At 71.8% G+C, this 24,260-nt stretch carries 21 protein-coding genes; 12 read left to right on the forward strand and 9 right to left on the reverse strand.

Features of this window, described 5'->3' with window-relative positions:
* Positions 1-44 precede the first annotated feature (44 nt).
* Positions 45-476 (forward strand): VOC family protein, encoded by a 432-nt coding sequence (locus HF577_RS05950; RefSeq protein ID WP_169394713.1) that lies wholly within the window; start codon positions 45-47, stop codon positions 474-476.
* An 84-nt stretch (positions 477-560) separates the two neighbouring features.
* Here HF577_RS05950 and boxB read toward each other — a convergent pair whose 3' ends face one another.
* Positions 561-1,973, reverse strand: coding sequence for a benzoyl-CoA 2,3-epoxidase subunit BoxB (boxB, locus tag HF577_RS05955; RefSeq protein ID WP_169394714.1), 1,413 nt, complete (start codon positions 1,971-1,973; stop codon positions 561-563).
* Positions 1,974-1,987: 14 nt separating this feature from the next.
* The gene (gene boxC, locus HF577_RS05960) at positions 1,988-3,685 is read right to left on the reverse strand and encodes a 2,3-epoxybenzoyl-CoA dihydrolase (RefSeq protein ID WP_169394715.1); all 1,698 of its coding nucleotides are present in this window, start codon (positions 3,683-3,685) and stop codon (positions 1,988-1,990) included.
* 161 nt (positions 3,686-3,846) lie between these two features.
* On the opposite strand from boxC, the gene HF577_RS05965 reads away from it, so the two are divergent.
* Positions 3,847-4,839, forward strand: coding sequence for a LacI family DNA-binding transcriptional regulator (locus HF577_RS05965; RefSeq protein ID WP_169394716.1), 993 nt, complete (start codon positions 3,847-3,849; stop codon positions 4,837-4,839).
* 31 nt (positions 4,840-4,870) lie between these two features.
* Positions 4,871-5,722, forward strand: coding sequence for a sugar phosphate isomerase/epimerase family protein (locus tag HF577_RS05970; RefSeq protein ID WP_169394717.1), 852 nt, complete (start codon positions 4,871-4,873; stop codon positions 5,720-5,722).
* An 82-nt stretch (positions 5,723-5,804) separates the two neighbouring features.
* Here the strand turns inward: HF577_RS05970 and HF577_RS05975 are convergent, their stop codons facing one another.
* Genes HF577_RS05975 through HF577_RS05995 form a run of 5 tightly spaced genes read right to left on the reverse strand, consistent with a single transcriptional unit; the run spans position 5,805 to position 11,068 of the window.
* Positions 5,805-6,632 carry a sugar phosphate isomerase/epimerase family protein gene (locus tag HF577_RS05975; protein ID WP_169394718.1) on the reverse strand — a complete coding sequence of 276 codons (828 nt, stop codon included), beginning with the start codon at positions 6,630-6,632 and terminating at the stop codon, positions 5,805-5,807.
* 23 nt (positions 6,633-6,655) lie between these two features.
* The gene (locus tag HF577_RS05980; protein WP_211173852.1) at positions 6,656-7,843 is read right to left on the reverse strand and encodes a Gfo/Idh/MocA family protein; all 1,188 of its coding nucleotides are present in this window, start codon (positions 7,841-7,843) and stop codon (positions 6,656-6,658) included.
* Positions 7,844-7,851: 8 nt separating this feature from the next.
* Positions 7,852-8,742: a carbohydrate ABC transporter permease gene (locus HF577_RS05985; protein WP_211173853.1), complete on the reverse strand. Its 891-nt coding sequence runs from the start codon at positions 8,740-8,742 to the stop codon at positions 7,852-7,854.
* Positions 8,739-9,725, reverse strand: coding sequence for a carbohydrate ABC transporter permease (locus tag HF577_RS05990; protein WP_211173854.1), 987 nt, complete (start codon positions 9,723-9,725; stop codon positions 8,739-8,741). Before HF577_RS05990 ends, HF577_RS05985 begins: the two co-directional genes overlap by 4 nt.
* On the reverse strand, positions 9,722-11,068 hold the full coding sequence (locus HF577_RS05995) for an ABC transporter substrate-binding protein (RefSeq protein WP_169394720.1): 1,347 nt from the start codon (positions 11,066-11,068) through the stop codon (positions 9,722-9,724). Before HF577_RS05995 ends, HF577_RS05990 begins: the two co-directional genes overlap by 4 nt.
* A gap of 769 nt (positions 11,069-11,837) precedes the next feature.
* Here HF577_RS05995 and HF577_RS06000 point away from each other — a divergent pair.
* Genes HF577_RS06000 through HF577_RS06010 form a run of 3 tightly spaced genes read left to right on the forward strand, consistent with a single transcriptional unit; the run spans position 11,838 to position 14,049 of the window.
* A complete protein-coding gene (locus tag HF577_RS06000) occupies positions 11,838-12,515 on the forward strand; it encodes a ferric reductase-like transmembrane domain-containing protein (RefSeq protein WP_169394721.1) in 678 nt (225 codons plus the stop codon).
* Positions 12,512-13,816 (forward strand): NADH-ubiquinone oxidoreductase-F iron-sulfur binding region domain-containing protein, encoded by a 1,305-nt coding sequence (locus HF577_RS06005; RefSeq protein ID WP_312858967.1) that lies wholly within the window; start codon positions 12,512-12,514, stop codon positions 13,814-13,816. The genes HF577_RS06000 and HF577_RS06005 overlap by 4 nt, the downstream gene beginning before the upstream one ends.
* The gene (locus HF577_RS06010; RefSeq protein WP_169394722.1) at positions 13,816-14,049 is read left to right on the forward strand and encodes a ferredoxin; all 234 of its coding nucleotides are present in this window, start codon (positions 13,816-13,818) and stop codon (positions 14,047-14,049) included. The genes HF577_RS06005 and HF577_RS06010 overlap by 1 nt, the downstream gene beginning before the upstream one ends.
* 20 nt (positions 14,050-14,069) lie before the next feature.
* Here HF577_RS06010 and HF577_RS06015 read toward each other — a convergent pair whose 3' ends face one another.
* Complete coding sequence (locus HF577_RS06015) at positions 14,070-14,489, reverse strand: GNAT family N-acetyltransferase (protein WP_169394723.1); 420 nt, start codon at positions 14,487-14,489, stop codon at positions 14,070-14,072.
* Positions 14,486-16,090, reverse strand: coding sequence for a benzoate-CoA ligase family protein (locus tag HF577_RS06020; RefSeq protein WP_169394724.1), 1,605 nt, complete (start codon positions 16,088-16,090; stop codon positions 14,486-14,488). The genes HF577_RS06015 and HF577_RS06020 overlap by 4 nt, the downstream gene beginning before the upstream one ends.
* A gap of 214 nt (positions 16,091-16,304) precedes the next feature.
* Here HF577_RS06020 and HF577_RS06025 point away from each other — a divergent pair, with 214 nt between their 5' ends.
* The 6 genes from HF577_RS06025 to HF577_RS06050 all read left to right on the forward strand — a co-directional run bounded on the left by HF577_RS06025 (position 16,305) and on the right by HF577_RS06050 (position 24,252).
* Positions 16,305-17,426, forward strand: coding sequence for an NDMA-dependent alcohol dehydrogenase (locus tag HF577_RS06025; RefSeq protein WP_169394725.1), 1,122 nt, complete (start codon positions 16,305-16,307; stop codon positions 17,424-17,426).
* A gap of 91 nt (positions 17,427-17,517) precedes the next feature.
* Positions 17,518-19,380 (forward strand): AAA family ATPase, encoded by a 1,863-nt coding sequence (locus tag HF577_RS06030; RefSeq protein WP_211173855.1) that lies wholly within the window; start codon positions 17,518-17,520, stop codon positions 19,378-19,380.
* 147 nt (positions 19,381-19,527) lie between these two features.
* Positions 19,528-20,337 (forward strand): PIG-L family deacetylase, encoded by an 810-nt coding sequence (locus tag HF577_RS06035; protein WP_169394727.1) that lies wholly within the window; start codon positions 19,528-19,530, stop codon positions 20,335-20,337.
* A gap of 168 nt (positions 20,338-20,505) precedes the next feature.
* Positions 20,506-22,260: an aa3-type cytochrome oxidase subunit I gene (gene ctaD / locus HF577_RS06040; protein WP_169394728.1), complete on the forward strand. Its 1,755-nt coding sequence runs from the start codon at positions 20,506-20,508 to the stop codon at positions 22,258-22,260.
* Between the two features lie 19 nt (positions 22,261-22,279).
* The gene (gene serB / locus HF577_RS06045; RefSeq protein ID WP_169394729.1) at positions 22,280-23,518 is read left to right on the forward strand and encodes a phosphoserine phosphatase SerB; all 1,239 of its coding nucleotides are present in this window, start codon (positions 22,280-22,282) and stop codon (positions 23,516-23,518) included.
* Positions 23,515-24,252, forward strand: a complete 738-nt coding sequence (locus HF577_RS06050; protein ID WP_169394730.1) for a peptidyl-tRNA hydrolase — start codon at positions 23,515-23,517, stop codon at positions 24,250-24,252. The genes serB and HF577_RS06050 overlap by 4 nt, the downstream gene beginning before the upstream one ends.
* Positions 24,253-24,260: the final 8 nt, after the last annotated feature.

A 24,260-nucleotide genomic window follows, 5' to 3' on the forward strand; every position in this document is an offset into this window, starting at 1 on the left:
GCCGCTCGGCCCGGTCCCGTACCGGGCGGGCGGACACTGGAGTGATGGGACTGATCGACACCGCCGGCATCCACCATCTCCGGCTCACCGTCACCGACCTGGAGCGCTCGCAGGAGTTCTACTCCGATGTGCTCGGTTTCGAGGTGGTCGCGAAGTCGGACGGCAGCCCGGACGATCCCGCGGTGCTGCGGGATCCGAGCCGGCTCTACGGCGGTGTCGTGTTCCGGGCCCACGGGATGCTGTTCGGGCTGCGGCCCGTGGCGTCGGGCACCGACCGGTTCGTCGCCGAGCGGGTCGGGCTCGACCACCTGAGCTTCACCGTGCCCTCCCGCGAGGCGCTGACCGACGCCGCGGACCGGCTGGAGGAGCGCGGTATCCCGCACGGCTCGGTCAAGGACCTCAGCGACTTCGGGATCTCGATCCTGTCGTTCAGCGACCCGGACGGCGTCCACCTGGAGCTGACGGCACCCCTGTAGCCCCCGGATTGCAGCAAAGCCACTTTCACGCAACCAGATGGCATGAAAGTGGCTTTGCTGCAACGAGGGCTGCAACGAGGTGGGTCAGGGGAAGTGCACGTACTCGTACTCGAAGGGCTTGTCGTTGATCCCGTGGGACGGCGGGGCGATCCAGCCGGCGATCCTGCCGGGCTCGTAGACCGGCCGCATCAGGGACCGGACGTGGGTCTTGTCGGCCTCGGTGGGCAGCCACCGGTCGCGGTTGGCCTCCCAGACGTCGGGGCCGACGAGGTCGCCCTTGGGTGTGATGTGGTGGTCGGAGAACAGGCCGACGTCCCGGTTGAAGCCGACGTGCGGGAGGTACAGGCGCGCGTCGATGCCGCCCTGCTCGAGCACCCGGTTCCAGCGCTTGAGCCCGCTCTGGCAGTCGGAGACGTACTCCGTGCGCAGGTCGTTGTTCAGTGCCAGCAGTGCCGGGACCTCGTCGGTGGTGAGCTCGCCGTCGCGCACGAGCTCGATCCGCGCCGCGTCCTCGGTGAGGACGTGGTCGTCCTTGCGCCGCTCCTCCTGCCAGCGCCCCTTGAGGCCCGCGGTGAAGTAGTTGGCGGCGTTGGTGGACTGCTCGGAGCCGAAGAGGTCCAGCGACACCGAGTAGTGGAAGTTGATGTACTTCTGGATCACGTCGAGCGGGATGCCGCCGTGCGGGGCGATGTCCTCGGTGTCGTGCTCGCGCATCAGTTCGGCGCTGCGGGCCACCACGCGGTCGACACCCGTGGTGCCGACGAACATGTGGTGCGCCTCCTCCTTGAGCATGAACTCGCAGGTGCGGCTCAGCGGGTCGAAGGCCGACTCCTTGAGCGTGCCGAGCTGGTACTTCCCGTCGCGGTCGGTGAAGTAGGTGAACATGAAGAACGACAGCCAGTCCGGGGTCTCCTCGTTGAACGCCCCGAGGATCCGCGGGCTGTCGAGGTCGCCGGAGTTGCGCTGCAGCAGCGCCTCGGCCTCCTCGCGCCCGTTGCGCCCGAAGTAGGCGTGCAGCAGGTAGACCATCGCCCAGAGGTGGCGGCCCTCCTCCACGTTGACCTGGAAGAGGTTGCGCAGGTCGTACAGCGACGGCGCGGTCTCGCCGAGCCTGCGCTGCTGCTCGACCGACGCGGGCTCGGTGTCGCCCTGGATGACGATGAGGCGCTGCAGGTCGGCGCGGTACTCGCCGGGGACCTGCTGCCAGACCGGCTGGCCCTTCTGCTCCCCGAACGCGATGCGCCGGTCGGCGTTGCGCTCGGCGAGGAACACGCCCCAGCGGTACTCCTCCATCGCGACGTGGTCGAAGTGCGCCCACCCCTCCCGGCCGACGGCGACCGCCGTGCGCAGGTAGACGTCCTCGGTCGGGACGGCCGGCCCCATCGTCTTCCACCAGGTGAGGAAGTTGGGCTGCCAGCTCTCCAGCGCGCGCTGGAGCTTGCGGTCACCGGCCAGATCGACGTTGTTCGGGATCTTCTCGGAGTAGTCGATTGACATGATTCGCTCTGCTCTCAGACTCGCTTGCGGTCGAAGTCGGCCTTGCGTCCCGTGCCGTACCTGCGCAGCGCGCCGTCGGGGCCCGATGCGTTGGGTCGAACGAAGATCCAGTTCTGCCATGCGGTGAGCCGCGAGAAGATACGCGACTCCATGGTCTCCGGTCCGACGAACCGGTGGTTGGCCTCCATGCCGGTCAGCGCGTCGGGGGAGAGGGAGGCGCGCTCCTCCAGCATGATCCGGATCTCGTCCTCCCAGTCGATGTCGTCGGGGGCGTCGGTGACCAGGCCCAGCTCCATCGCCTCCGCGGCCTCGATCCGGCGTCCGGTCTCCTGGTGGAGCTTGGCGACGTGGTCGTCATCGCCGTAGAACCGCGACCCGAGCCGGGAGAGCCCGTTGCTCATCGGGAACGCGCCGAAGTTGGAGTCCGACAGGACGATCTGCGCGGGCTCACCCTCCTGGGCGTCCTCCTCGAGCAGCCCCTCCAGCATGTACTGCCGGTCGCACGCCAGCGCCAGCTCCAGCAGCGCGCCCGCGAAGCACGACCCCGGCTCGATCAGCGCGATCAGCGAGCGCGAGGTGACGTCGAGGCGCTTGAGCACGCGCTTGAAGTAGTGGCGGATCTCGTTGACCAGCCAGTCGCCGCGCGAATGCTCGACGATGACCCGCTCGAACGCCAGCGCGTCCTCGACCTCGCCCTTCGTGCGGATGACCCAGGTGCCCAGCTCCAGCTCGTTGGCCCGCAGGCGCAGGACGAGGTCGTCGAGCTCCCTGGTCATGGCCAGCGGCCAGAAGTCGGCGCCGAGCGCGTGCACGCGCTCGACCGTGTCGGGCAGGTCGCCCTCGGGGCCGTGGACGGTGATCTCGACGACGCCCAGCGGGCGGTCGAAACGGGCCTCGACGTGCCGGTAGCGGATGCCCTGCTCGGTCTCCTCCCGCTGCAGCGGGGGGAGGGGGATGCCCTGCGCACCGGCGGGCCGGGTGGAGCGCGCCGCCGCGGCGGCGGCCCGCTCGCGCACGGTCTCGTCCCACACCCGCTTCGGGATCACCTCGTCGACGAGCTTCCACTCGACCGCCTGCTTGCCGCGGACCCCTTCGGACCTCGTGGCGAACACGTCGGCGCGGTCCTTGCGCACCCGGCGCTTGTCGACGACGCGGGTGAGTCCGCCGGTGCCGGGGAGCACCCCCAGCAGCGGCACCTCGGGCAGCGACACCGCGGAGGAGTTGTCGTCGATCAGCAGGATCTCCTCGCAGGCGAGCGCGAGCTCGTACCCGCCGCCCGCCGCGGTGCCGTTGACGGCCGCGAGGTAGGTCTGGCCGGAGTGCTCCGTGGCGTCCTCGATGCCGTTGCGGGTCTCGTTGGTGAACTTGCAGAAGTTCACCTTCCACGGGTGCGAGCTCTGCGCGAGCATCCGGATGTTGGCGCCTGCGCAGAAGTTGCGGTCCTTCGCGCTGGTGACCACCACGGCACGCACCTCGGGGTGCTCGAAGCGCAGCCGCTGCGTGGCGTCGTAGAGCTCGATGTCGACGCCCAGGTCGTAGCTGTTCATCTTGAGCTCGTAGCCCGGGACGATGCCGCCGGACTCGTCGACGTCGAGGCGCAGGTAGGCGACCTCACCGTCGAGCTCGAGCGTCCAGTGCCGGTAGGACGACGGGTCGGTGTCGAACGAGACCGCCGGGATCGCGGCCTGGTCGGGATCTGCGGTGGTCGTCATCGGCTCCTCCGGAGGTCGTCGATACTCTACAACATCAAGTCGAAGCGCGCCATAGCTGTAGAACTTCGAAGAGGGTTACCCGGCACAAGCGCTTGCACTAACGTGCAGTGACGGGCGGGACGCTCTCCCGCCCATCGCAATGACGCGAGCAGGGCGGGGGCATGGCGACCATCCACGACGTGGCCAGCGCCTGCGGCGTCTCCATCTCCACGGTGTCGCGCGCGATCTCCCGGCCGGACCTCGTCAACCCCGCCACCCGGGAGCGGGTGCTCGCCGCGGTCGCCGAGCTGGGCTACCAGCCGAGCACCGCCGCCCGGTCACTGATGTCGGGCCGGTCCATGACGCTCGCGCTGCTCGTCCCCGACATCACCAACCCGTTCTTCTTCGACCTGGTCCGCGGCACCCAGGCCCAGGCGGCCGCCGCCGGCTACAGCCAGATCCTGATCGACACCGACGAGTCGGTGGAGCTGGAGCGCCAGCACATCGCGACCGCGGCGAGGGGCGCCGACGGGCTGGTACTGGGTGCGTCGCGGCTGAGCGACGACGCGCTGCGCGAGGCGGCCAGGTCGGTGCCCCTCACCGCCGTCAACCGCAGCACGCCCGGCGTCGCCTCGGTGGTCATCGACACCCCGTCGGGCATGGTCCAGGCCCTGCACCACCTGGCCTCGCTCGGCCATCGCGACGTCGCCTACCTGTCCGGCCCGCGCTCCTCGTGGTCCAACGGGCGGCGCTGGCGCGCCGTGCAGATGGCGGCGCGCCGGGCCGGGCTGTCGGTGCGGCGCCTCGGCCCGTTCCCGCCCACGCGCGCCGCCGGTGCGGCCGCGGCCGACGCCGCCGTGCACGCCGGGGTGACGGCCGTGCTGGCCTTCAACGACCTCATCGCGCTCGGTGTGCTGCAGCGGCTGTTCGCCCGCGGGCTCGCGGTGCCGGACGACATGAGCGTGGTGGGGTGCGACGACACCTTCGGCGCCGACTTCTGCCACCCCCCGCTGACCACCGTCACCGCGTCCATCGAGCAGGTCGGACGGCTGGCCACGGACATGCTGCTGGAGCAGCTGCGGCCGGTGCCACCCCCGCCGCGCGTGCACACCGTGCCTGCCGTGCTGACGATCCGCGGCTCCACCGGACCTGCTCCCGCCCGGCCCCAGCAGTGACACCCCAGATGAGCGACACCAGGGAGGAACCTTGAGGTTCTCGGTCTTCACCGCCGCACTGCCGCAGTGGACGCCCCAGCAGGCCGTCGAGCAACTGGCCGCGCAGGGCTGGGACGGCGTCGAGTGGCGCGTGGTCGACCAGCAGGACGCCCCGACACCGGGCTTCTGGGCCGGGAACCGCTGCACCTGGCCGCTGGCCACCCTCGAGGAGGACGTGCCGCGGATCCGCGAGCTCACCGTGGGCGCCGGCCTGGCGTTCTCCGGGATCGGCGGCTACGCGCTGTGTGACGAGCACGCCGACGTCGACCGGCTGCTCGCCGCCACCGCCGCCCTCGGCGCCGAGCGGGTGCGGGTGCGCACGCCCGCCCTCGGTGCGGCGCCCTACCCCGAGCTGTTCGCCCACGCCCGCCGCTGCTTCGCCGACATCGCGGGGCGGGCCGCCCGCCACGGCGTCAAGGTCCTCGTCGAGCTGCACCACCAGACCGTCGTCTCCAGCTCCTCGGCCGCGCTGCGGCTGCTCGAGGGGGTGGACCCGGACGCCGTCGGGGTGATCCACGACCTCGGCAACCTCGTGATCGAGGGCGGGGAGGACATCCGGGCCGGCCTGGAGATGCTCGGCCCGTACCTGGCGCACGTGCACGTCAAGAACTGCGCCTGGCGACCGGCGGAGACGGAGGTGGACGGCACCGTCCGCTGGGAGCACGCGTGGGCGGAGCTGCCCACCGGCCAGGCCGACGTGGCCGGGTACCTGCGGCACCTGACGGAGCTGGGCTACGACGGCTGGGTCACCGTCGAGGACTTCTCCACCGACCGGCCGCTGGCCGAGCGGACGGCCGCGAACCTCTCCTACCTCCGCGCCGCCCGGGCGGGCGTGCCGGCCTGAGGCGGGGCCGCCGGATTGCAGCAAAGCCACTTTGACGCAACCTCGTTGCCGCAACGTGGCTTTGCTGCCACCCCGGAGGGCGTCAGCGGAACGGGATGTCCTGCTCCCGCAGCAGCCCGGTGAACGCCGCGTGGGCCGTGGCGAACAGCTCCGGCCCGCTGAACCCGCCGCCCGCGTGGGCCTGCGCCAGGTGCGGCTCCAGGGAGAAGCAGCCGTCGAAACCGTCGGCGCGCAGGGCCGCCACGGTCCGGGCCACCTCGCCGTCGCCCTTCCCGGCCGGCACCACCTCGCCGGTCGCGGCGATCGCGTCCTTGATCTGGATGTAGTCCACGTACGGGCGCAGCATCTCGTAGCCCTCGGTGAACGGCCGGACGCCGCACTGCACGAAGTTGGCGGGGTCCCAGGTGAGCCGCAGCGCGGGCGACCCCACGGACTCGACGAGGTCGAGGCAGCGCTCGGGAACGTCCCCGTAGATCGCCTTCTCGTTCTCGTGCAGCAGCACGACACCCTCCTGCTCGGCCGCTGCGGCCAGCGCCGACATGCCGCGCAGCACGGTGTCGCGGTCGGCGGCGGGGTCGTGGGCGTCCCTCGGGTAGAAGGAGAAGACCCGCACGTACGGGGCCCCGAGCCGGCGCCCCACCTGCGCGCAGCGGCGGAACCGGGCCACGTGCTCGTCCAGGTCGGCGGTGACCGGCACCTTGCCGATGGGGGAACCGATCGAGGACACCGCGATGCCGGCGCCGTCGAGGGTGCGGGCGATGCGCTCCACCTGCTCGTCGTCGAAGTCGGCGATGTTCGTGTCCCAGGCGCCGCGCAGCTCCAGCTGGGACATCCCCAGCTCGGTGAGCACGCGGACCTGCTCGTCCAGGTCGGGGGAGATCTCGTCGGCGAAGCCGGACAGGGTCCACATGGCTGGGGCTCCTTCGGTCGGGGTCAGTTGACGGTGGCCGGCCGCCGAGGGGGTTCGGGGACGGGCACGACCCGGCCCTCCAGGACGTCGGCGATGAGGACCGGGGCTCCGGTGCGGGCCGACTCGTAGACGGCCTGCACGGTGGCCAGGGCGAGCTGGGCATCGGCCACGGTCACGCCGGGCGTGCCGCCCGTCCGGATCGCCTGGACGATGTCGAGGTACTGGCGGTGGTGGCCGTCGAACATGGCGCTGGTGCCCGGCCCGCCTCCGACGTGGCGCCCGGTCTCCTCCTCGGCGAGGAGCTGGGCCGCCTGGTTGCCGTCGCCGCCGACCCCGCGGTTGGGTCCGACGCCGGCGTCGCCCGCCGCCTCCTCGGTGGCGCGGCGGGCGCTGTGGAAGTAGTAGAGCCGGTCGTTGTCCACGACCGCGGAGCCGGCGTCCCCCATGACCTGCAGGCGGACGGTGAGGCCGGGGTAGGCCGCGGTCGTGGCGTGCAGCGTCGCGAGCGCGCCGGACTCGAAGCGCACCACGGCGGCCACGGTGTCCTCCACCTCCACCCGCTCGTGGGCGAGCAGCGCCGTGTGGGCCACCACGTCGATCGGCCTGCCGAGGAACCACAGCAGCAGGTCGACGGTGTGCACGCCCTGGTTCATCAGCGCGCCGCCCCCGTCGAGCGCCCAGGTGCCGCGCCAGTCGCCCGAGTCGTAGTAGCCCTGGCTGCGCCACCACGACACCGTCGCGACGGCCGAGGTGACCCGGCCCAGCTCCCCACGCGAGACGGCCTCGTGGACGGCGACGCTCGCCGGGTCGAACCGGTGCTGGCTGATCACGGCGGCCACGAGGCCGGGGTGCCGCGCCGCGGCCTCGGCGACGTCGCGGCCCGCGGCCACGCTGACGTCGAGCGGCTTCTCCACCACCAGGTGCCGCCCGGACTCGAGCACCGGGACCGACACGGCGGCGTGCGCACCGCTGGGCACGGCGACGGCCACGGCGTCGACGTCGTCGCGGGCCAGCGCCTCGGCCAGCGACGTGGTGACGGCCGGGCGCTCACCGAAGAGCCCCGCGACGTGGTCGGCCACGGCGTCGGCGGCGGCCGCGTCGGTGTCCACGAGCACGCTGAGCGCGGTGTCGTGCCCGGCGGCGATGACCTCCGCGTGCAGGCGTCCGATCACCCCGCAGCCGACGACGGCGAACCGTACGGGTGCAGGCACGGAATCGTTCACTTCAGCCCTCCGGTCAGGCCACCCACGAGGTAGCGCTGGAAGATCAGGTACAGGACGACGACGGGCGCGGCGCAGACCACGGCGGAGGACATGACCTGCCCGTAGAGCGGGAGTGCCCCACCCTCCTGCGACGCCCCGAACGCCTGCAGGACGACCGCCGCGGTGCGGGTCCGGGGCTGGGTCAGGACGCTCGCGAACAGCACGTCGTTCCAGCCCAGCAGGAAGGAGAAGATCGCGGCGACGATCAGCCCGGGTGCGCTCAGCGGCAGCACGATGCGGCGGAGCACCCCGATGCGGCTGAGCCCGTCCAGGAGCCCGGCCTCCTCCAGCTCGACCGGCATGCCGCGGAGGTAGGTGACCATCACCCAGGTCGCGAACGGCAGCGCGAACGTCAGGTAGGTGATCATCAGGCCCCACGTCGTCCCCACCACCGTGATCCCGAGGTAGGTGGGTGCCGAGGCGTAGACCACGAACAGCGGGAGCAGCAGCAGCGTGCCGGGCACGCTCTGCAGGCCCACCAGCGCCCGCAGGAACGTGATGCGCCCGACGAACGTGAACCGGACGAGGACGTAGGCGGTGGCGACCGCCAGCAGCGCGGAGAGCACGGCGACGACCCCGCAGACCAGCAGACTGACGCCCAGCCCCTGGGCCAGCGGGACCGTCGTCCAGATCGCGACCCAGTTCTCCAGCGTCACGCTGCTGGGAACTACCGCGCCAGAGGCCACCTCGATGTCCGGCATCAGGGAGGCCACGAGGATGTAGGCGCACGGCGCCAGCACGAGCAGCACCAGCACGGCGATCACCGCGCGGCGCAGGCCCGGCGGCAGGATCGCGGTGGCGTCCACCCCGGAGCGCCTGCGGTCGGTGGCCTGCATGCCGGCCGTCACGCCTGCGCCCCCTTCTCCAGCCCGGTGTCCAGCCGCACGGCGCGCAGGTAGAACAGCAGCGGGATCAGCACGAGCACCAGCGAGGCCACCGACATCGCCGCGGCCAGGCCGAAGCGGAACGTCTGGAACGAGGCCGAGTAGATGGCGAGCGGCAGGACGTTCACCTGGTCGGGGGCGGGCGAGCCGAACAGCACGAACGGCAGCGTGAAGTTGTTGAGGTGGTGCAGGGTCGCGATGATCACGGCCAGCAGTAGGGGCCCGCGCAGGCTCGGCAGCACGATGTGCACCGTCTTCTGCCACCACGTCGCCCCGTCGACGGCCACGGCCTCGTGCACCTCGCGGCCGATGGACTGCAGGCCTGCCAGGCACAGCAGGTACACGAACGGCCACGCCGCCCAGGTGTCCACCAGCACGAGGGTCCAGAAGGTGCGGTCGCCGATCAGCCAGTTGCCCCCCGCGATCCCGACGGAACCGAGCACGGTGTTCACGGCGCCGTCCGGCCCGAGCGCGATGCGCCACACGGTGCCGACCACGAACGTCGGCAGGACGTACGGGATGAGGAAGATCGAGCGCACGAGCGCACGGCCCCGGAACCGGTCGTGCGCGGCGAACGCCGCGGCGAGCCCGAGCGGCAGCGTCAGCACCGTGGTCAGGACGCTGAACGCGACGCTCAGCCACACGCTGTGCAGCAGCGGGCCGGTGGTGACGGCCTCGACGTAGTTGCCCAGGCCGAGGAACGGCGCCCCCGCCCACTGCCGCAGCGTGTACTGGTCGAGGTCGGTGACCGACATCCACAGCGCCAGCACGAACGGCACCACGACCACCACGAGCAGCAGCAGGCCGCCCGGCGTCATCAGCCAGAGTGGCCCCTGGCGGCGCCGCGTCGGGCCGGCCGGCCGGACACCGGCCCCCACCGGCCCGCCCACGTCGCCGGTCGGTGCGGTCGCGGTGGGCGGGCGGTCCGTCGGGCTGGTGAGGCTCACCGGGCGGCCGCCGCCTTGTCGACCGCGGTCTGGGCCGTCTGCTGGAGCTCTGTGAGCTGCCGCTGCACCTGGTCCGGCGGCACCGAGCCGGAGCTCAGGCCGGCGAGCGCCTGCACCGTGATGTTCGTCAGCCCCAGCTGGATCTCCGACCACGCCCCGGTGAACGGCGTGGGCTTGGCCTGCTTGCCCGCTTCCAGCACCGGCGCGTACTGCTCCTTCCCGCTGGCCACCGCGTCGGCGGCCGCCGCGTTGACCGGCAGCACCCCGAACACCTCGGAGAAGTGCTGCTGCTCGGCCTCGGAGGTGACGAGGTCGACGTACTGCAGGGCGAGGTCCTGCTGCGTGGAGTAGGAGGCGACCACCAGGTTCTGGCCGGACACGATGGTGGTGGCGGGCACCCCACCTGCGGGCAGCGCGCTCTCACCCGGCGGGACGGTCGGCATCGGTGCGAACGCGTACGAGCTCGCCACCGGCGACTTCGCGAGCGTCGGGATGACGCCCGCGCTGGTCATGGTGAACATCGCGGACTTGCCGGAGGCGAAGTTGGCCGTCGCGTCGGCCGATGCCCAGTTGACCGCGTCCGGGTTCACGATCTTGTCCTTGGTGAGGAACCCGAAGTAGGCGTCGTAGGCCCGGGCGACCGTGGGGTCGTCGATCCGGGCGGTCGTGCCCTGCACCAGCGGGTTGCCGTACTGCTGGGCGAACATCCAGATGTACTTCCAGGGCGAGAAGGGGTCCTTGTAGTCCATCGCGAGGCCGTACGTGTCGCCCTGGGTCAGCTTCTTCGCGTCCGCCACCAGCTCGTCCCAGGTGGACGGAGGACCGTCGATCCCGGCGGCGGCGAACATCTGGGTGTTGTAGACCAGCACGAACGGGATCGACGAGAACGGCACGCCGATCTGGTCGGCCTCGTCCGGGCCGGACATCGCCAGCGTGGAGGGCACGAACCGGTCCCGGCCGCCGACGGCGTTCCACTGCTCGTCGCCGAGCTTCAGGAAGGCCCCGCTGGAGTAGGCGGTGGGGGTGAACGTCGTGCCGATCTCGTAGATGTCGGGGCCCTGCCCCGAGACCACCGAGGTCTGGATCTTCTGCTGCTCCTCGGAGGCCGAGGTGTAGGTCTCGAACTCGACGTCGGCGCCGGTCTTCTTCCGGAACTCGTCCTTGATGCGCTGCATCCACTGCTGCTGCTCGTCGGGGTACTGCGACTGCTTGCTGAGGTAGACCTGCAGGGTCTGCCCGGCGTGGTCACCGCCGCCCCCGCCGCTCGACCCGCCACCGCACGCCGCCAGGGACACCGCCACCGTGAGCGCACCCGCCACCGCCAGGAACCTGCGAGTGGACATCGTCAGACCTCCTTGTCTGATCGCAGCCGCGTACCCGCCTCTGCTGGCCCGAAGATAGGCAGGGTGCATCGCGGGCACAATCCCTTGCAGGAATTTGCAGTGCGGCGTGGCGGCCCGATGCCGGGCGTGCGCGGCGAGCCCGCCCCCGGCCGTCCTGGTGGTCGGCGGCAGTCCGGCAGCGGCCTGGACTTCGGGCGAATCGGCCGCACTGCAGACGAATCTCCCAATTCTGCCGAAATCGTCGGGGTATTTTTACCTCGGATCTGGAAATATTGTCCGGAGGAATGATCAAATCGACTTCAGACTTTCGATATCGGCCACCCGTTGCTAACCTCATGGGCGTTGTGCTGAATCGAAGAAAGGAGCTTGAGATATGAGTGGCAGCGCGAACACGTACCGGATATAGATCGAGTGGTGGCCGCTCCCCGACCGGCTGGTCTCCTCCCCGACGGCGCTGAAATGCGCTCCCCGAAATCGCGAGAGAGTCGTTGTCGCGACAACTCTCCACCGTCGAATGCGGCCCTGCGCGGCCGCATTTTCCGCCGCGCCCGGGCCCGAAAACTGATCGCGATCGTCACGGCCGCGAGCGCGGTCACCAGCGCAGCGCTGGCGATCCTGTTCTGGGTCGTGCTCACGCAGACGGAGCTGTCCGCGGCGCCGCCTTACTCGCCCCCACGAGACGAGATACAGATCGACAACCCCTCATCCGCGACGGTGGTCCCGGGCGGAGCAGCGCCCCGCTCCGCACCCCCGTCGGTCCCTCGCGCGGATGGACCTCCCCCTCGATCATGACCAGGACCCCAACCCGATGGACGTCGACAGTTCTGCTCCCCACTGGTTCGGCAGAACCGGAACGCGCCCGACCGGCGTGGTAGCGACGGAGGACGTGTTCACGGCCGCAGGCCATGCCACGGGGCTCGTCGCGACCCTTCTCCTGACGGTCACGGTGGTGCTCGGCACCATGCACGCCGGACGGGCCTCGAGCGCGAGCTTTCCCCGGTTCGCCATGCACGCCGTACACCGCAACGCGTCGCTGCTGGCGGTCGCCTTCCTCCTCATGCACGTCGTGATCGCCATCGGCAAACCCCATTCCGGCCTCTCCTGGCCGGTCGCACTGGTGCCGTACTCCTCCGCCGTCCCCCACCCGATCTGGCTCGGGATGGGAACCGTGGCGCTCGAACTGCTGCTCGCCGCGATCGTCACCAGCGTGCTGCGGCCCAGGATCGGCTTCCGCTACTGGCGCGCCGTGCACGTCATGGCGTATGCGAGCTGGCCGCTGGCGATCGCGCACGGGCTGGGTCTCGGCACGAACGACAGGAGACTCGGCTGGATGGTGGCGATCTACACCGGGTGCGGGGTGGCGGTCGCGGCAGCGATCGTGCGGCGATGGCTGAGCGTCGACGCAGACCGGGACGCGCGACGGGCCGCGAAGGCGGCCAGGCGGTGACCGCGGCTGCACGGATGCCCCGTCCGGACGCGCCGACCGGGAGCGTGCGCCTGCTGGCCGGCTCGGTCGAGAGCGGGGCCCCTGCCAAGTGGGCCGACCACCTCGCCCGTTACGGGCCGCTCCCGGTGGGCGTGGACGGGCCGGCTGAGCTGATCGATCTGGTCGACCGGTCGGGCCTGCGTGGCCGCGGCGGGGCGGGTTTCCCGATGAGCCGCAAGCTGCGGACGGTCGCGGCCGGGCGGGGGCGACCGGTCGTGGTCGCGAACGGCTGCGACGGCGACCCGGCCACCGTCAAGGACGCGAAGCTGCTCGAGTTCGCGCCCCATCTGGTCATCGACGGGGTCCTGCTCGCCTGCCATGCCGTCGGCGCGGACGAGGCGACCATCTGCGTGGGTGAGGGAGATGCCCACGCCTGGTACGTCTACGCAGCCCTCCAGGCGCGGCGCCACGAGGAGATCACGATCCGGGTGGCGCAGGTGCCGCACCGGTACGTGGCCAGCGAGGAGTCGGCCCTGGTCAACTTCCTGAACACGGGCGACGCCCGGCCCACCGTCACACCGCCCCGTCCGGCCGAGCGAGGGGTCGGCGGCCGACCGACGCTGGTGGACAACGTCGAGACGCTGGCTCACCTGGCGCTGATCACCCGCTTCGGCGCGGAGTGGTTCCGGGCGGCGGGCACGGCGGAGTCCCCGGGCACCACGCTGGTCACCGTCGGGGGTGCCGTGCGCAGGCCGGGCGTGTACGAGGTCGAGCTCGGTACTCCGGTCGGTGCGGTACTGGCCGAGGCGGGCGGTGAGTCCGAGCCGTTGCAGGCGGTGCAGATGGGCGGCCTGGGTGGCAGCTGGATGCCGATCGAGCAGACACACGCGCTGCCACTCGCGCACGAGGACTGCCGGGAAGCGGGAACGGTGATGGGCTCGGCAGCGCTCGTCGCCCTGCCGGAACGCGCCTGCGGCATCGCCGAGACCGCCCGCACCCTGCGCTACCTCGCGGTCGAGTCGGCCGGGCAGTGCGGGCCGTGCATGTTCGGGCTGCCGGCGATCGCCGACGACGTGGACGACCTCGTCCGTGGTGGCGACGCCTCGGGCGACACGCTGGACCGGCTGCGCAACCGGCTGGGGACGATCCAGGGCCGCGGCGCGTGCGCGCATCCGGACGGCGCCACCCGGTTCGCTGCCGCCGCTCTGCGCGTGTTCGCCGACGACATCGCCGACCATGCCGCCGGCCGCCCGTGCCCGTGGTCGCACGCCGCACCGTGGCTGCCGGTGCCCGCCCCGACCAGTCAGGATGCGAGGAAGTGATGGGGGACGGCGCCCGGGTCGGACTCGAGGTGGATCCCATCATGTGCCGCGGCCACGGGCTCTGCGCCGAGCTTCTCCCCGAGCAGGTCGTGCTCGACGAATGGGGCTACCCGCAGCTCGCCTCCCCGGAGGTGCCGCCGTCGCTCAGGGCGCAGGCGCGGGCCGCGGTGAACGCCTGCCCCACGCTCGCACTCCGGCTGCAACGTCTCGACGGAGGGGCCCGCCCCTCCTGAGCTCGCGCCGGTCGGTGAGGTCAGGCCGCTCCGGCCGGCACCTGCTTGCGCAGCTCGCCCACGTCGTTCGGGACGAACCCGTGGGCGCTGAGCCAGCCCGTCACGGGCTCCGGGTCGGGATGGCGGTCGGGCACGACGTTGTAGATGTAGTTCAGGTGCCGGGCCGCGGCCTCGTGCTCCAGCCGTTCGAGGATGAACGCGCCCACCCCCGACCCGCGCCGCTGCGGGTCGACCAGTACGAGGATCTCGGCGTCACCCCAGGTGTCGTCGAGCCGGCCGTAGCCGACGACGCGGTCGCCGTCCTCCACGCGCCACCACTCGTCGCCGAGCACGTCTCCGTCGGCGGGGGAGCCGAACCCGAACAGCTCCGGGGGCAGGTCGCCGAGCACGCGCTGCTTGTCGGCGTCCCAGTGCGCCGGCGTGTCGCGCACCCATCTCATGACTGCACCTCCTCGACGTCGGCTGCCGTGGTGGGCACGGGGGCCTCGGTGGCTGCGGCCTGCGCGCGCAACCGGTACCGCTGGATCTTGCCGGTGGCCGTCTTCGGGAGCTCGTCCACCTCGATGACCACCCGCGGCCGCTTGAACGAGGCGAGCCCGGCCCGGCAGAACGCGATCACCTCGTCCGGGTCGACCCGCTGCGCCGGCTGGGCGACCACGTAGGCCACCGGCTTGTCGAGCCCGTCCGCGTCCGGCACGCCGACGACCACGGCCTCGGCCAGTGCCGGGTGCTCCAGCAGCCTGGTCTCCACCTCGGTGGGGCTCACCCAGATCCCTCCCACCTTCAGCACGTCGTCGGCGCGGCCGAGGCACGTGTAGCTGCCGTCCTCGCCGCGCACGTACTGGTCGCCCGTGCGCATCCACTCACCCTGGAACACCGCCCGGTTCACCTCGGTCCGGCACCAGTATCCGGTGCAGATCGAGTCGCCCGCGATGTAGAGCATCCCGGGCTCGCCGGTGCCCTCGATGACGCTGCCGTCGGGCCGGCGCAGCTCCACCCGGTAGCCCGGCACCGGGAACCCGGAACTGCCGGGGACGACCTTGCCCGCCACGTTGGAGATGAAGATGTGCAGCGCCTCGGTGGAGCCGATGCCGTCGAGGATCTCGAAGCCGTACTGCTCGCGTACCCCGTGGAACATCCGCGCGGGGAGCGTCTCGCCGGCCGATACCGCGTTGCGGACGGTCGCGAACCGCTCCCGCGGCAGGCCGGCGGCCATCAGCGGGCCCCAGAAGCTCGGGCCGCCGAAGAAGAGCGTGACGCCGTGCTCGGCCACCCGGTCGGCGTACAGCGCCGGGTTCGGCCGCGACGGCTCCAGCACCGCCGTCGCGCCGGCCGCCAGCGGGAAGAACAGGGAGTTGCCGATGCCGTAGGCGAAGAACAGCTTCGCCACCGACAGGCAGACGTCGCCGGGGCCGACCCCGAGCACCTGGGTGCCGTAGGTCTCGCAGACGTAGCGGATGTCGGCATGCCGGTGCATGGCGCCCTTGGGCGTGCCCGTGGTGCCCGAGGTGTAGAGCCACAGCGCGGGCGACTCGTCCCACGTCCCGTACGGGGTGGGGACGGCGGTGGCGGCGCCCGCGTCGAGCAGGCCCTGCCAGGTGAGCGCGGCCGGCCCGGCCACCTGCGGGGCGGTGTCGCCGGTGAGCACGACATGGCGCAGATCGGGGGCGTCGGTCGCGGCCCCTGCCACCGCGCCGGCGAACCGGGTGTCCCCCAGCAGTACCCGGGCGCGCGAGTCGAGCACGAGCTTGCGCAGCTCCCCGCCGGTCAGCATCGTCGACGAGGGCACGGCGATCGCCCCGACGTACATGGCGGCGAGGATCGCGGTGGCGAGCTCGACGTCGTCGGCCATGCACATCAGCACCCGTTCCTCGGGGCGCACGCCGATCGCGACGAGCCCGGCGGCGACCCGGCGGACCTCGACCGAGAGCTCTGCGTAGGTGAGGGTGCCGCCGGGGTGGATGATCGCGACGCGGTCGCCGTCGCCGGCGTCCACACGCCGTCCGACCAGGTACTCGGCGGCGTTGAAGAGGTCGGTCATGAAGGGGGCTCCCCTGCCGGTTCGGGTGGGCGGACTCTACATCCAGATCCATTGCCGTTACAGATCAGTAGAAGATCGATTCGGCCCGCGGTGTCCTCCGAACGGCCCTGTCCGTCGGGTTCCGGCCCCTTCCCATGACCTGCCCGTGCTGCTACCAATGCCGGAGCCACTCACACTCACGATCGGCCAACGGCGGCTGATGTCTGGAGGGTCGATGAAGACCAAGGCAGCGGTACTGCGCGGAGTGGGCCAACCGTTCGAGATCGAGGAGCTCACCCTCGACCCGCCCAAGGCGGGGGAGGTGTTGATCAAGTACGTCGCAGCGGGGCTCTGCCACTCCGACGAGCACCTGCGTCACGGCGACATCGTCCCGCGGTTCCCGATCGTCGGGGGTCACGAGGGCGCCGGGATCATCGAGGACGTCGGCCCCGGTGTCACCCGCCTCAAGCCCGGTGACCACGTCATCTGCTCGTTCCTGCCGGTCTGCGGGCACTGCCGGTTCTGCGCGGCGGGCATGACCAACCTCTGCGACATGGGCGCCACCATCCTCGACGGGATGCTGGCCGACGGGACCTATCGCTTCCACTCCGACTCCGGCGAGGACCTCGGCGGGATGTGCATGCTCGGCACGTTCTCCGAGCGCGCCACGATCTCCGAGAACTCGTGTGTCAAGGTCGCAGACGACGTGCCGCTCGACAAGGCCGTGCTGATCGGCTGCGGCGTCCCCACGGGCTTCGGTTCGGCGGTGCACGCCGCCGCCACCGAGCCGGGCGACACCATCGCGATCTACGGCATCGGCGGCATCGGCATCAACGCGGTGCAGGGCGCGGCGCTGGCCGGCGCGGCGAACGTCGTGGCCATCGACCCGCTGGAGAACAAGCGCGAGATGGCCGAACGGATGGGCGCCACCCACTCCTGCCCCACCGCGGAGGAGGCCCACGCGGTGATCCAGGAGCTCACCAACGGGGTGGGCGCCGACAAGGCGATCATCACCGTCGGCGTCGTCGACTCCGAGGTCACCACCAACGCGTTCCACGCCATCCGCAAGGGCGGCACCGTCGTCATCACCGGCCTGGCCGACCCGGCCAAGACCACCATCGAGATCCCCGGTGCCCTGCTCACCCTGTTCGAGAAGCGCCTCCAGGGCTCGTTGTTCGGGTCCGGCGACCCGTTCAAGGACATCCCGCGGCTGGTGGACATGTACCAGGCCGGGCAGCTCAAGCTCGACGAGCTGATCACCAACACCTACAGCCTGGCCGACGTCAACAAGGGCTACGAGGACCTGGTCAACGGCGTGAACATCCGCGGCGTGATCATCCACGACCCCGACGCCTGACGCCGGCCGGACGGCCGTCAGCAGCCGTGGTCGTGCAGGGCACCGTCCATCGCGGTGCCCGGCACGGCCGTCCCCGGAGGTGGTACCGCCCGTGACGCCCGCGACCGCGCCGCCGTCGCCCGCTGCCGTGCCCGTACCCGTCGTCGGCCTGCGCCGGGAACGGGAGGTGCTGACGGTCGCGCTCGCCACCGGACGGCACGTCGTGATCGAGGGGCCGCCCGGCACCGGGAAGTCCACGCTGCTGCGCTCGATCGCCCGCGACGCGGTCCAGGAGTTCGTGTTCGTCGAGGGGAACGCCGAGCTGACGCCGGCCCGGCTGGTCGGGGCGTTCGACCCGTCACAGGTGCTGGCGGAGGGCTACCTGCCGGCGAGCTTCGTGGACGGCCCTCTGCTCACCGCGATGCGCGGGGGAGCGCTGCTCTACCTCGAGGAGCTCAACCGGGTCCCCGAGGAGACGCTGAACGTCCTCATCACGGTGCTCACCGAGGGCGAGATCGCGGTCCCGCGGCTGGGGACCGTGCGCGCCGGTCCGCGCTTCCGGCTCATCGCCGCGATGAACCCGTTCGACGCGGTCGGCACCGCGCGGGTCAGCCAGGCCATCGCCGACCGGATGTGCCGGGTGGTGCTCGGCTACCAGGACGAGGCGGGGGAACGGGAGATCACCGGCTCGGTCAGCCGGGTGACCGGCTGGGTCACCGGCTTCGCCGTGGCGCTCACCCGGGCCACCCGCACCCACCGCGACGTGCGGATGGGGTCGTCGGTGCGCGGCGCCATCGACCTGGCACTCGTGCTCACCGGCCTGGCGGAGCTGCGCGGCGAGCAGGTGGCGGCGCGTGAGACGGCCCGCGACGCCGCCTACGCGGCGCTGTCCGGGCGGATCCGCGTCGCCGACGGTGTCGACCGCACCCCGGAGTCGGTGATCGACGAACTGCTCGACACGCTGTGGCCGGAGGACGGACCGGCTCCCGCGGATCCGGCCGACCCCCCGGAGACGGGGGATCGCCGGGGAAAAGCTGACGGCCCGCCGCCCGGGGCGGGCCGGCCCCGGGAGCGCCCGCACCGCAACCGCGCCGACCGGACGCTCGGCCGCGGCGAGCTGGGCGCCCGCCACGAGCAGTTCGCGGCGGTCTCACCGGAGCTCGGTGCCCTCGACGCCGAGGCCTTCGACCAGGCGCTGGCGGCCGCACCCGAGGCGGCGGCCGCTCTGCTGGCCGACCTCGCCGTGGCCACCGACGTGCAGCTACGGGCCGCGGCCAGGAGGCTGGCCGGGCGGGTGTTCATCCAGCTCGGCCGGGTCGGGCCGGCGCGGGCCCGCGGGACCCGCAGGCTCGGACCGGCGAAGGGTGCCGACGGCGACCTCGATCTCGACCGCACCCTCGACGGCTGGGCGCCCGGCCCGTCGCGGCGACCGGAGCACGACGACATCGTCACCCGCACCTGGACGGCGCACCGCCGCGCGATCTGCCTCGTCGTCGACATCTCCGGCTCGATGCAGGGCCTCGCCGTCGCGCTGGCCGCCGTGGCCGCGGCCGGGGTCGTCGTCGCGGCCGAGGGGAGGCTCCAGCCCTCGGTGCTCGCGTTCGGCGCCGGGGTCCGCGTGCTGCAGGCGCAGGGCGTCCGGCGTCCGCCCGAGGACCTGCTGTCCGACCTCGTCGCCCTGCGCGGTCACGGCCTCACCGACCTGGCGGCGGCGCTGCGGGAGGCGTCGCGCCAGCTCGCCGGCGCGGTGGCCGACGAGCGGCTCGTGGTGCTGCTGTCCGACTGCCGGCACACCGTGGGCGGGGAGCCGGCGGCGGCGCTGGCCGGCATCGACCGCCTCCACGTGCTCGTGCCGCTGGGCGGGGCGGAGGCCGAGGCCGCGGCAGCCGGGCTGGCGGCCCGGACGGCCGGCCGCGCGCAGACCGTGCGCCGCCTCGCCGACGTGGGCCCGGCCCTGACCCGCATCCTGACGTGACCCACCCCGCGAGTCGCCCGTTCCCGGCGCCCGAGTCGCCCGTCCGCGGCGGGAGCAGGCACCCGCGGAGAGCAGCGGCGAACGGCCGCGGATGATCGACGTCATCGCGACGCAAGCCGCGTTCCGGGCGCCGGATAGGCTCGCCGCGTGGGCACCATCGTCTCCTTCCACGCACATCCCGACGACGAGTCCATCGGGTCGGCAGGCACTCTCGCCCGCGCCGCGGCCGCTGGACACCGGGTCGTGCTCGTCTTCGCCACTCGCGGTGAGCTGGGCGAACCCGTGCCGGGCGTCCTCGAGCCGGGAGAGCAGCTGGTCCTGCGCCGCTCGGCGGAGTGCTACGCGTCCGCGCAAGCGCTCGGGGCCAAGCGCGTCGAGTTCCTCGGCTACACCGACTCCGGGATGATGGGCGAGCCCACCAACGACGCCCCGTACTGCTTCTGGCGCGCCGACGTCGAGCACGCGGCCCGGGAGCTCGCGGTGATCCTCGACGAGGAGGAGCCCGACGTCCTCACGATCTACGACGACAACGGCGGCTACGGGCACCCCGACCACATCCAGGTGCACCGCGTGGGCAGGCGCGCCGCCGAGCTCTCGGCCGTGCCGGTGGTGGCGCAGAGCACCGTCAACCGCGACTGGATGACCCGCGGCGTGCGCGGCATGGCGAGGGCGGGACAGCTGCCGGAGGGCTGGGAGGCACCGCTCATCGAGGAGCCGACCTTCGGCAAGCCGGAGTCCGAGATCACCCACCGCGTCGATGCCGTGGACTTCGTCGAGCAGAAGAAGGCGTCGATGCGGGCCCACGCGAGCCAGATCGGGCCCGACCACTTCATGTTGACGATGCCCGATCCGCTGTTCGCGATGGGCATGGGCGTGGAGTTCTACGTCGTCGACCCGCTGCCGAGCCCGGCGGCCACCCCGGAGCTGTTCGAGGAGCTGTTCATCCCGCTCCGGTAGCCGATGCCGGAAAAGCGGCTCCCATGCGGAGTGGGTCATGCCCGCAGACCAGGCCCGGGCCGCGCCTTCGACGACGGGTAGAGCTACGATTCCCGGCGGGCGCGGATGACCAGTGGCCCACCAGTTCGGCAAGACCAACGCAGTCGCCAGGCAGTCTCAGGAGGCTCAGTGACAGCCGTCGCCCCCAAGCCGATCACGGCGCGGCCGTACCCGGCACGCCGGTCGGCCAAGGGATCCACGCTGCTCAAGATGCTGCACACCACGGATCCGAAAGACATCGCCATCCTGTACCTGGTGACGTCGTTCGGGTTCTTCCTGGCCGGCGGAGCCATGGCTCTGCTGATGCGAGCGGAGCTGGCGGAGCCGGGGCAGCAGTTCCTGTCCAACGAGCAGTACAACCAGCTGTTCACGATGCACGGCACGATCATGCTGCTGCTGTACGCGACGCCGATCCTCTTCGGCTTCGCGAACTACATCGTGCCGCTGCAGATCGGGGCCCCTGACGTCGCGTTCCCGCGGCTCAACGCGTTCTCGTACTGGCTGTTCCTGTTCGGCGGGCTCACGGTGCTCTCGGGCTTCCTGACCCCGGGGGGCGCTGCCGACTTCGGCTGGTTCGCCTACACGCCGCTGTCCGACGCGATCCACACCCCGGGAGCGGGTGCCGACCTGTGGATCGTGGGCCTGGCGATCTCCGGGCTCGGCACGATCCTCGGTGGCGTCAACTTCATCACCACGATCGTCTGCATGCGCGCACCCGGCATGACGATGTTCCGGATGCCGATCTTCACCTGGAACATCTTCGTCACCGCGATCCTGATCCTCATCGCGTTCCCGGTGCTCACCGCCGCCCTGCTGGGTCTGCTGGCCGACCGGCAGCTGGGAGCCCACGTGTTCGACCCGGCCAACGGCGGGGCGATCCTGTGGCAGCACCTGTTCTGGTTCTTCGGCCACCCGGAGGTCTACATCGTCGCGTTGCCGTTCTTCGGCATCGTGTCCGAGGTCTTCCCGGTGTTCTCCCGCAAGCCGCTCTTCGGCTACAAGGGCCTGATCTACGCCACGATCGCCATCGGCGCGCTGTCCACCGCGGTCTGGGCGCACCACATGTACGCCACCGGCTCGGTGCTGCTGGCCTTCTTCTCCTTCACCACGTTCCTGATCGCGGTGCCCACGGGCGTCAAGTTCGTCAACTGGATCGGCACGCTGTGGAAGGGGCACATGACCTTCGAGCCCCCGATGCTGTTCGCGCTGGGCTTCCTGGTCACGTTCCTGTTCGGTGGCCTCACGGGCATCCTGCTGGCGTCGCCGCCGCTCGACTTCCACGTCTCGGACACGTACTTCGTGGTGGCGCACTTCCACTACGTGCTGTTCGGCACGATCGTGTTCGCCACGTACTCCGGCATCTACTTCTGGTTCCCGAAGATGACCGGCCGGATGATGGACGACACCCTCGGCAAGGTCCATTTCTGGCTGACCTTCATCGGGTTCCACCTGACGTTCCTGGTGCAGCACTGGCTGGGTGCCGAGGGCATGCCGCGCCGCTACGTCGACTACCTGCCCACCGACGGCTTCACCACGCTGAACATGATCTCCTCGATCGGGGCGTTCGTGCTGGGGGCCTCCACGCTGCCGTTCATCTGGAACGTGTTCCGCAGCTACCGCTACGGGCGGGTGGTCACCGTCGACGACCCGTGGGGCTTCGGGAACTCGCTGGAGTGGGCCACGAGCTGCCCGCCGCCGCGGCACAACTTCACGGAGCTGCCGCGCATCCGCTCGGAGCGGCCGGCGTTCGAGCTGCACTACCCGCACCTGGTCGAGCGTTTCCGCGAGGAGGCGCACGTCGGCCACAAGCCGTCGCCGTACGAGGTGGCGGCCCAGGGCACGGGCGGGGAGACGCAGCCCAACGGCGACCCGAAGTCGCGCTGACCCACGACCTGCACCCCGGATGACAGACACCGGCACCAGCGTTCTCATCACGGTCACGGGCCCCGACCGGCCAGGGGTGAGCTCGGTGCTGTTCGCCGCGCTCATCCGGCACGGGGTCGACCTGGTCGACATCGAGCAGGTCGTGATCCGGGGCCGGCTCACGCTCGGGGCGCTGGTGGTGGCCCACCACGACCCGGAGGGCCTCCAGGAGGCCGTCGAGCAGGCGATGGCGAGCATCTCGATGCAGGTGCACACCTCGCTCGAGGTGGGCGACGACCCCGCGGAGCGGCGGCACCCGACGCACGTCGTGCTGGTGATCGGGCGCCCGATCACGGCGCGGGCGTTCGGGGCGGTGGCGCAGGCGCTGGCCGGGGTCGGAGCCAACATCGACTCCATCCGCCGCGTGGCCGACTACCCGGTCACCGGGCTGGAGCTGATGGTCTCTCCCGACCCCAGCGGCGGCAGCTCCGCCCATCCGCCCGGCACGCTGCGCGCCCGGTTGGTCGAGGTGGCGCGCACCGCGGGCGTGGACGTCGCCGTGGAGCGGGCCGGGTTCGCCCGTCGCAGCAAACGGCTGATCGTGTTCGACGTCGACTCCACGCTGGTGCAGGGCGAGGTCATCGAGATGCTCGCCGCCCGCGCCGGTGCCGAGGAGGAGGTGCGGGCCGTCACCGAGGCGGCGATGCGCGGCGAGCTCGACTTCGCCGAGTCGCTGCGGCGCCGGGTCGCCGTGCTCGCCGGGCTGCCGGAGTCGGTGCTCGGTGAGGTCGCGGGGGAGCTGGAGCTCACCCCCGGCGCCCGCACCACGATCCGCACGCTGAAGCGGCTCGGCTTCCGGTGCGGGGTGGTGTCCGGCGGCTTCACGCGCGTGATCAGCGGCCTGGTGGCGGAGCTGGGGCTGGACTTCTGCGCCGCCAACGAGCTCGAGATCGTCGACGGCCGGCTGACCGGGCGCGTGCTCGGAGAGATCATCGACCGGCCCGGCAAGGCGGTGGCGCTGCGCCGGTTCTCCGAGACGTTCGGCATCCCACTGGAGCAGTGCGTCGCCGTCGGCGACGGTGCCAACGACATCGACATGCTGTCCACCGCGGGGCTCGGCATCGCGTTCAACGCGAAGCCAGCGCTGCGCGAGGTGGCCGACGCCGCGCTCTCCCTCCCGTACCTGGACGTGGTGCTGTTCGTCCTGGGCATCACACGCGACGAGGTGGAACGCGCGGACGCCGCCGAAGGCATGGTCCGCCGCGTACCGATCGCATGACCGACCCGGCGCCCACCGAGACGGCTCCCTCCGACGTCCTGGAGCCCCTCGCCGCCCGTTTCCTGCGGCGGCCCGCCGCCACCACCATCCCACCGGAGGCGGACGGCATCGTGCGGGCGATGCCGGTGGTCCTGCGCCTGGAGCGGCCGCCGGCCCCCCGCACCCCGGTGCTGGAGGCGGCCGCCGCCGCGGCGCTCGCCGTCTGCCTCGACCCGCGGGCCCAGCCCGGCGGCGAGTGGCGCGACGCCGTCGCCACCTGGGTGGGCGGCCGCATCCGCAAGATCGCCCGCCGGGCCCGTGGCGCCCACTGGGCCGCGGTGCAGGAGCTGCCCGGCGTCACCTGCGAGGTCGACGGGGCCGAGGCGAGGGCGCTGCTGCCCGGACCGGTGGACGACGTGCCGAGGACGGTCTCGCGGCTCCAGATCGGCGGCACCGACCTGGAGCCGGACGACCCCGGGCCGCTCCCGGCCGGCAGGCCGGTGATCTGGGTGAACGTGGACCTCAAGATGACGGTGGGCAAGGCCGCGGCGCAGGTCGGGCACGCGTCGATGCTCTACGCGGCAGCGCTTCGCCTGACGGCCGTGCCCGAGTTCGCCGTGCGCGAGGTGGGCGGGGCCCAGTGGGCGCAGCTGTGCGACCAGGTCAAGCGCGGCGAGGCGGTGTCCGTGCGGGACGCGGGCTTCACCGAGGTGGCGCCGGGCACGATCACCTGCATCGCCACGCCGCCGGCCTGAGCTCCGCG

This window comes from Pseudonocardia xinjiangensis (assembly GCF_012911925.1).
Lineage (GTDB): Bacteria > Actinomycetota > Actinomycetes > Mycobacteriales > Pseudonocardiaceae > Pseudonocardia > Pseudonocardia xinjiangensis.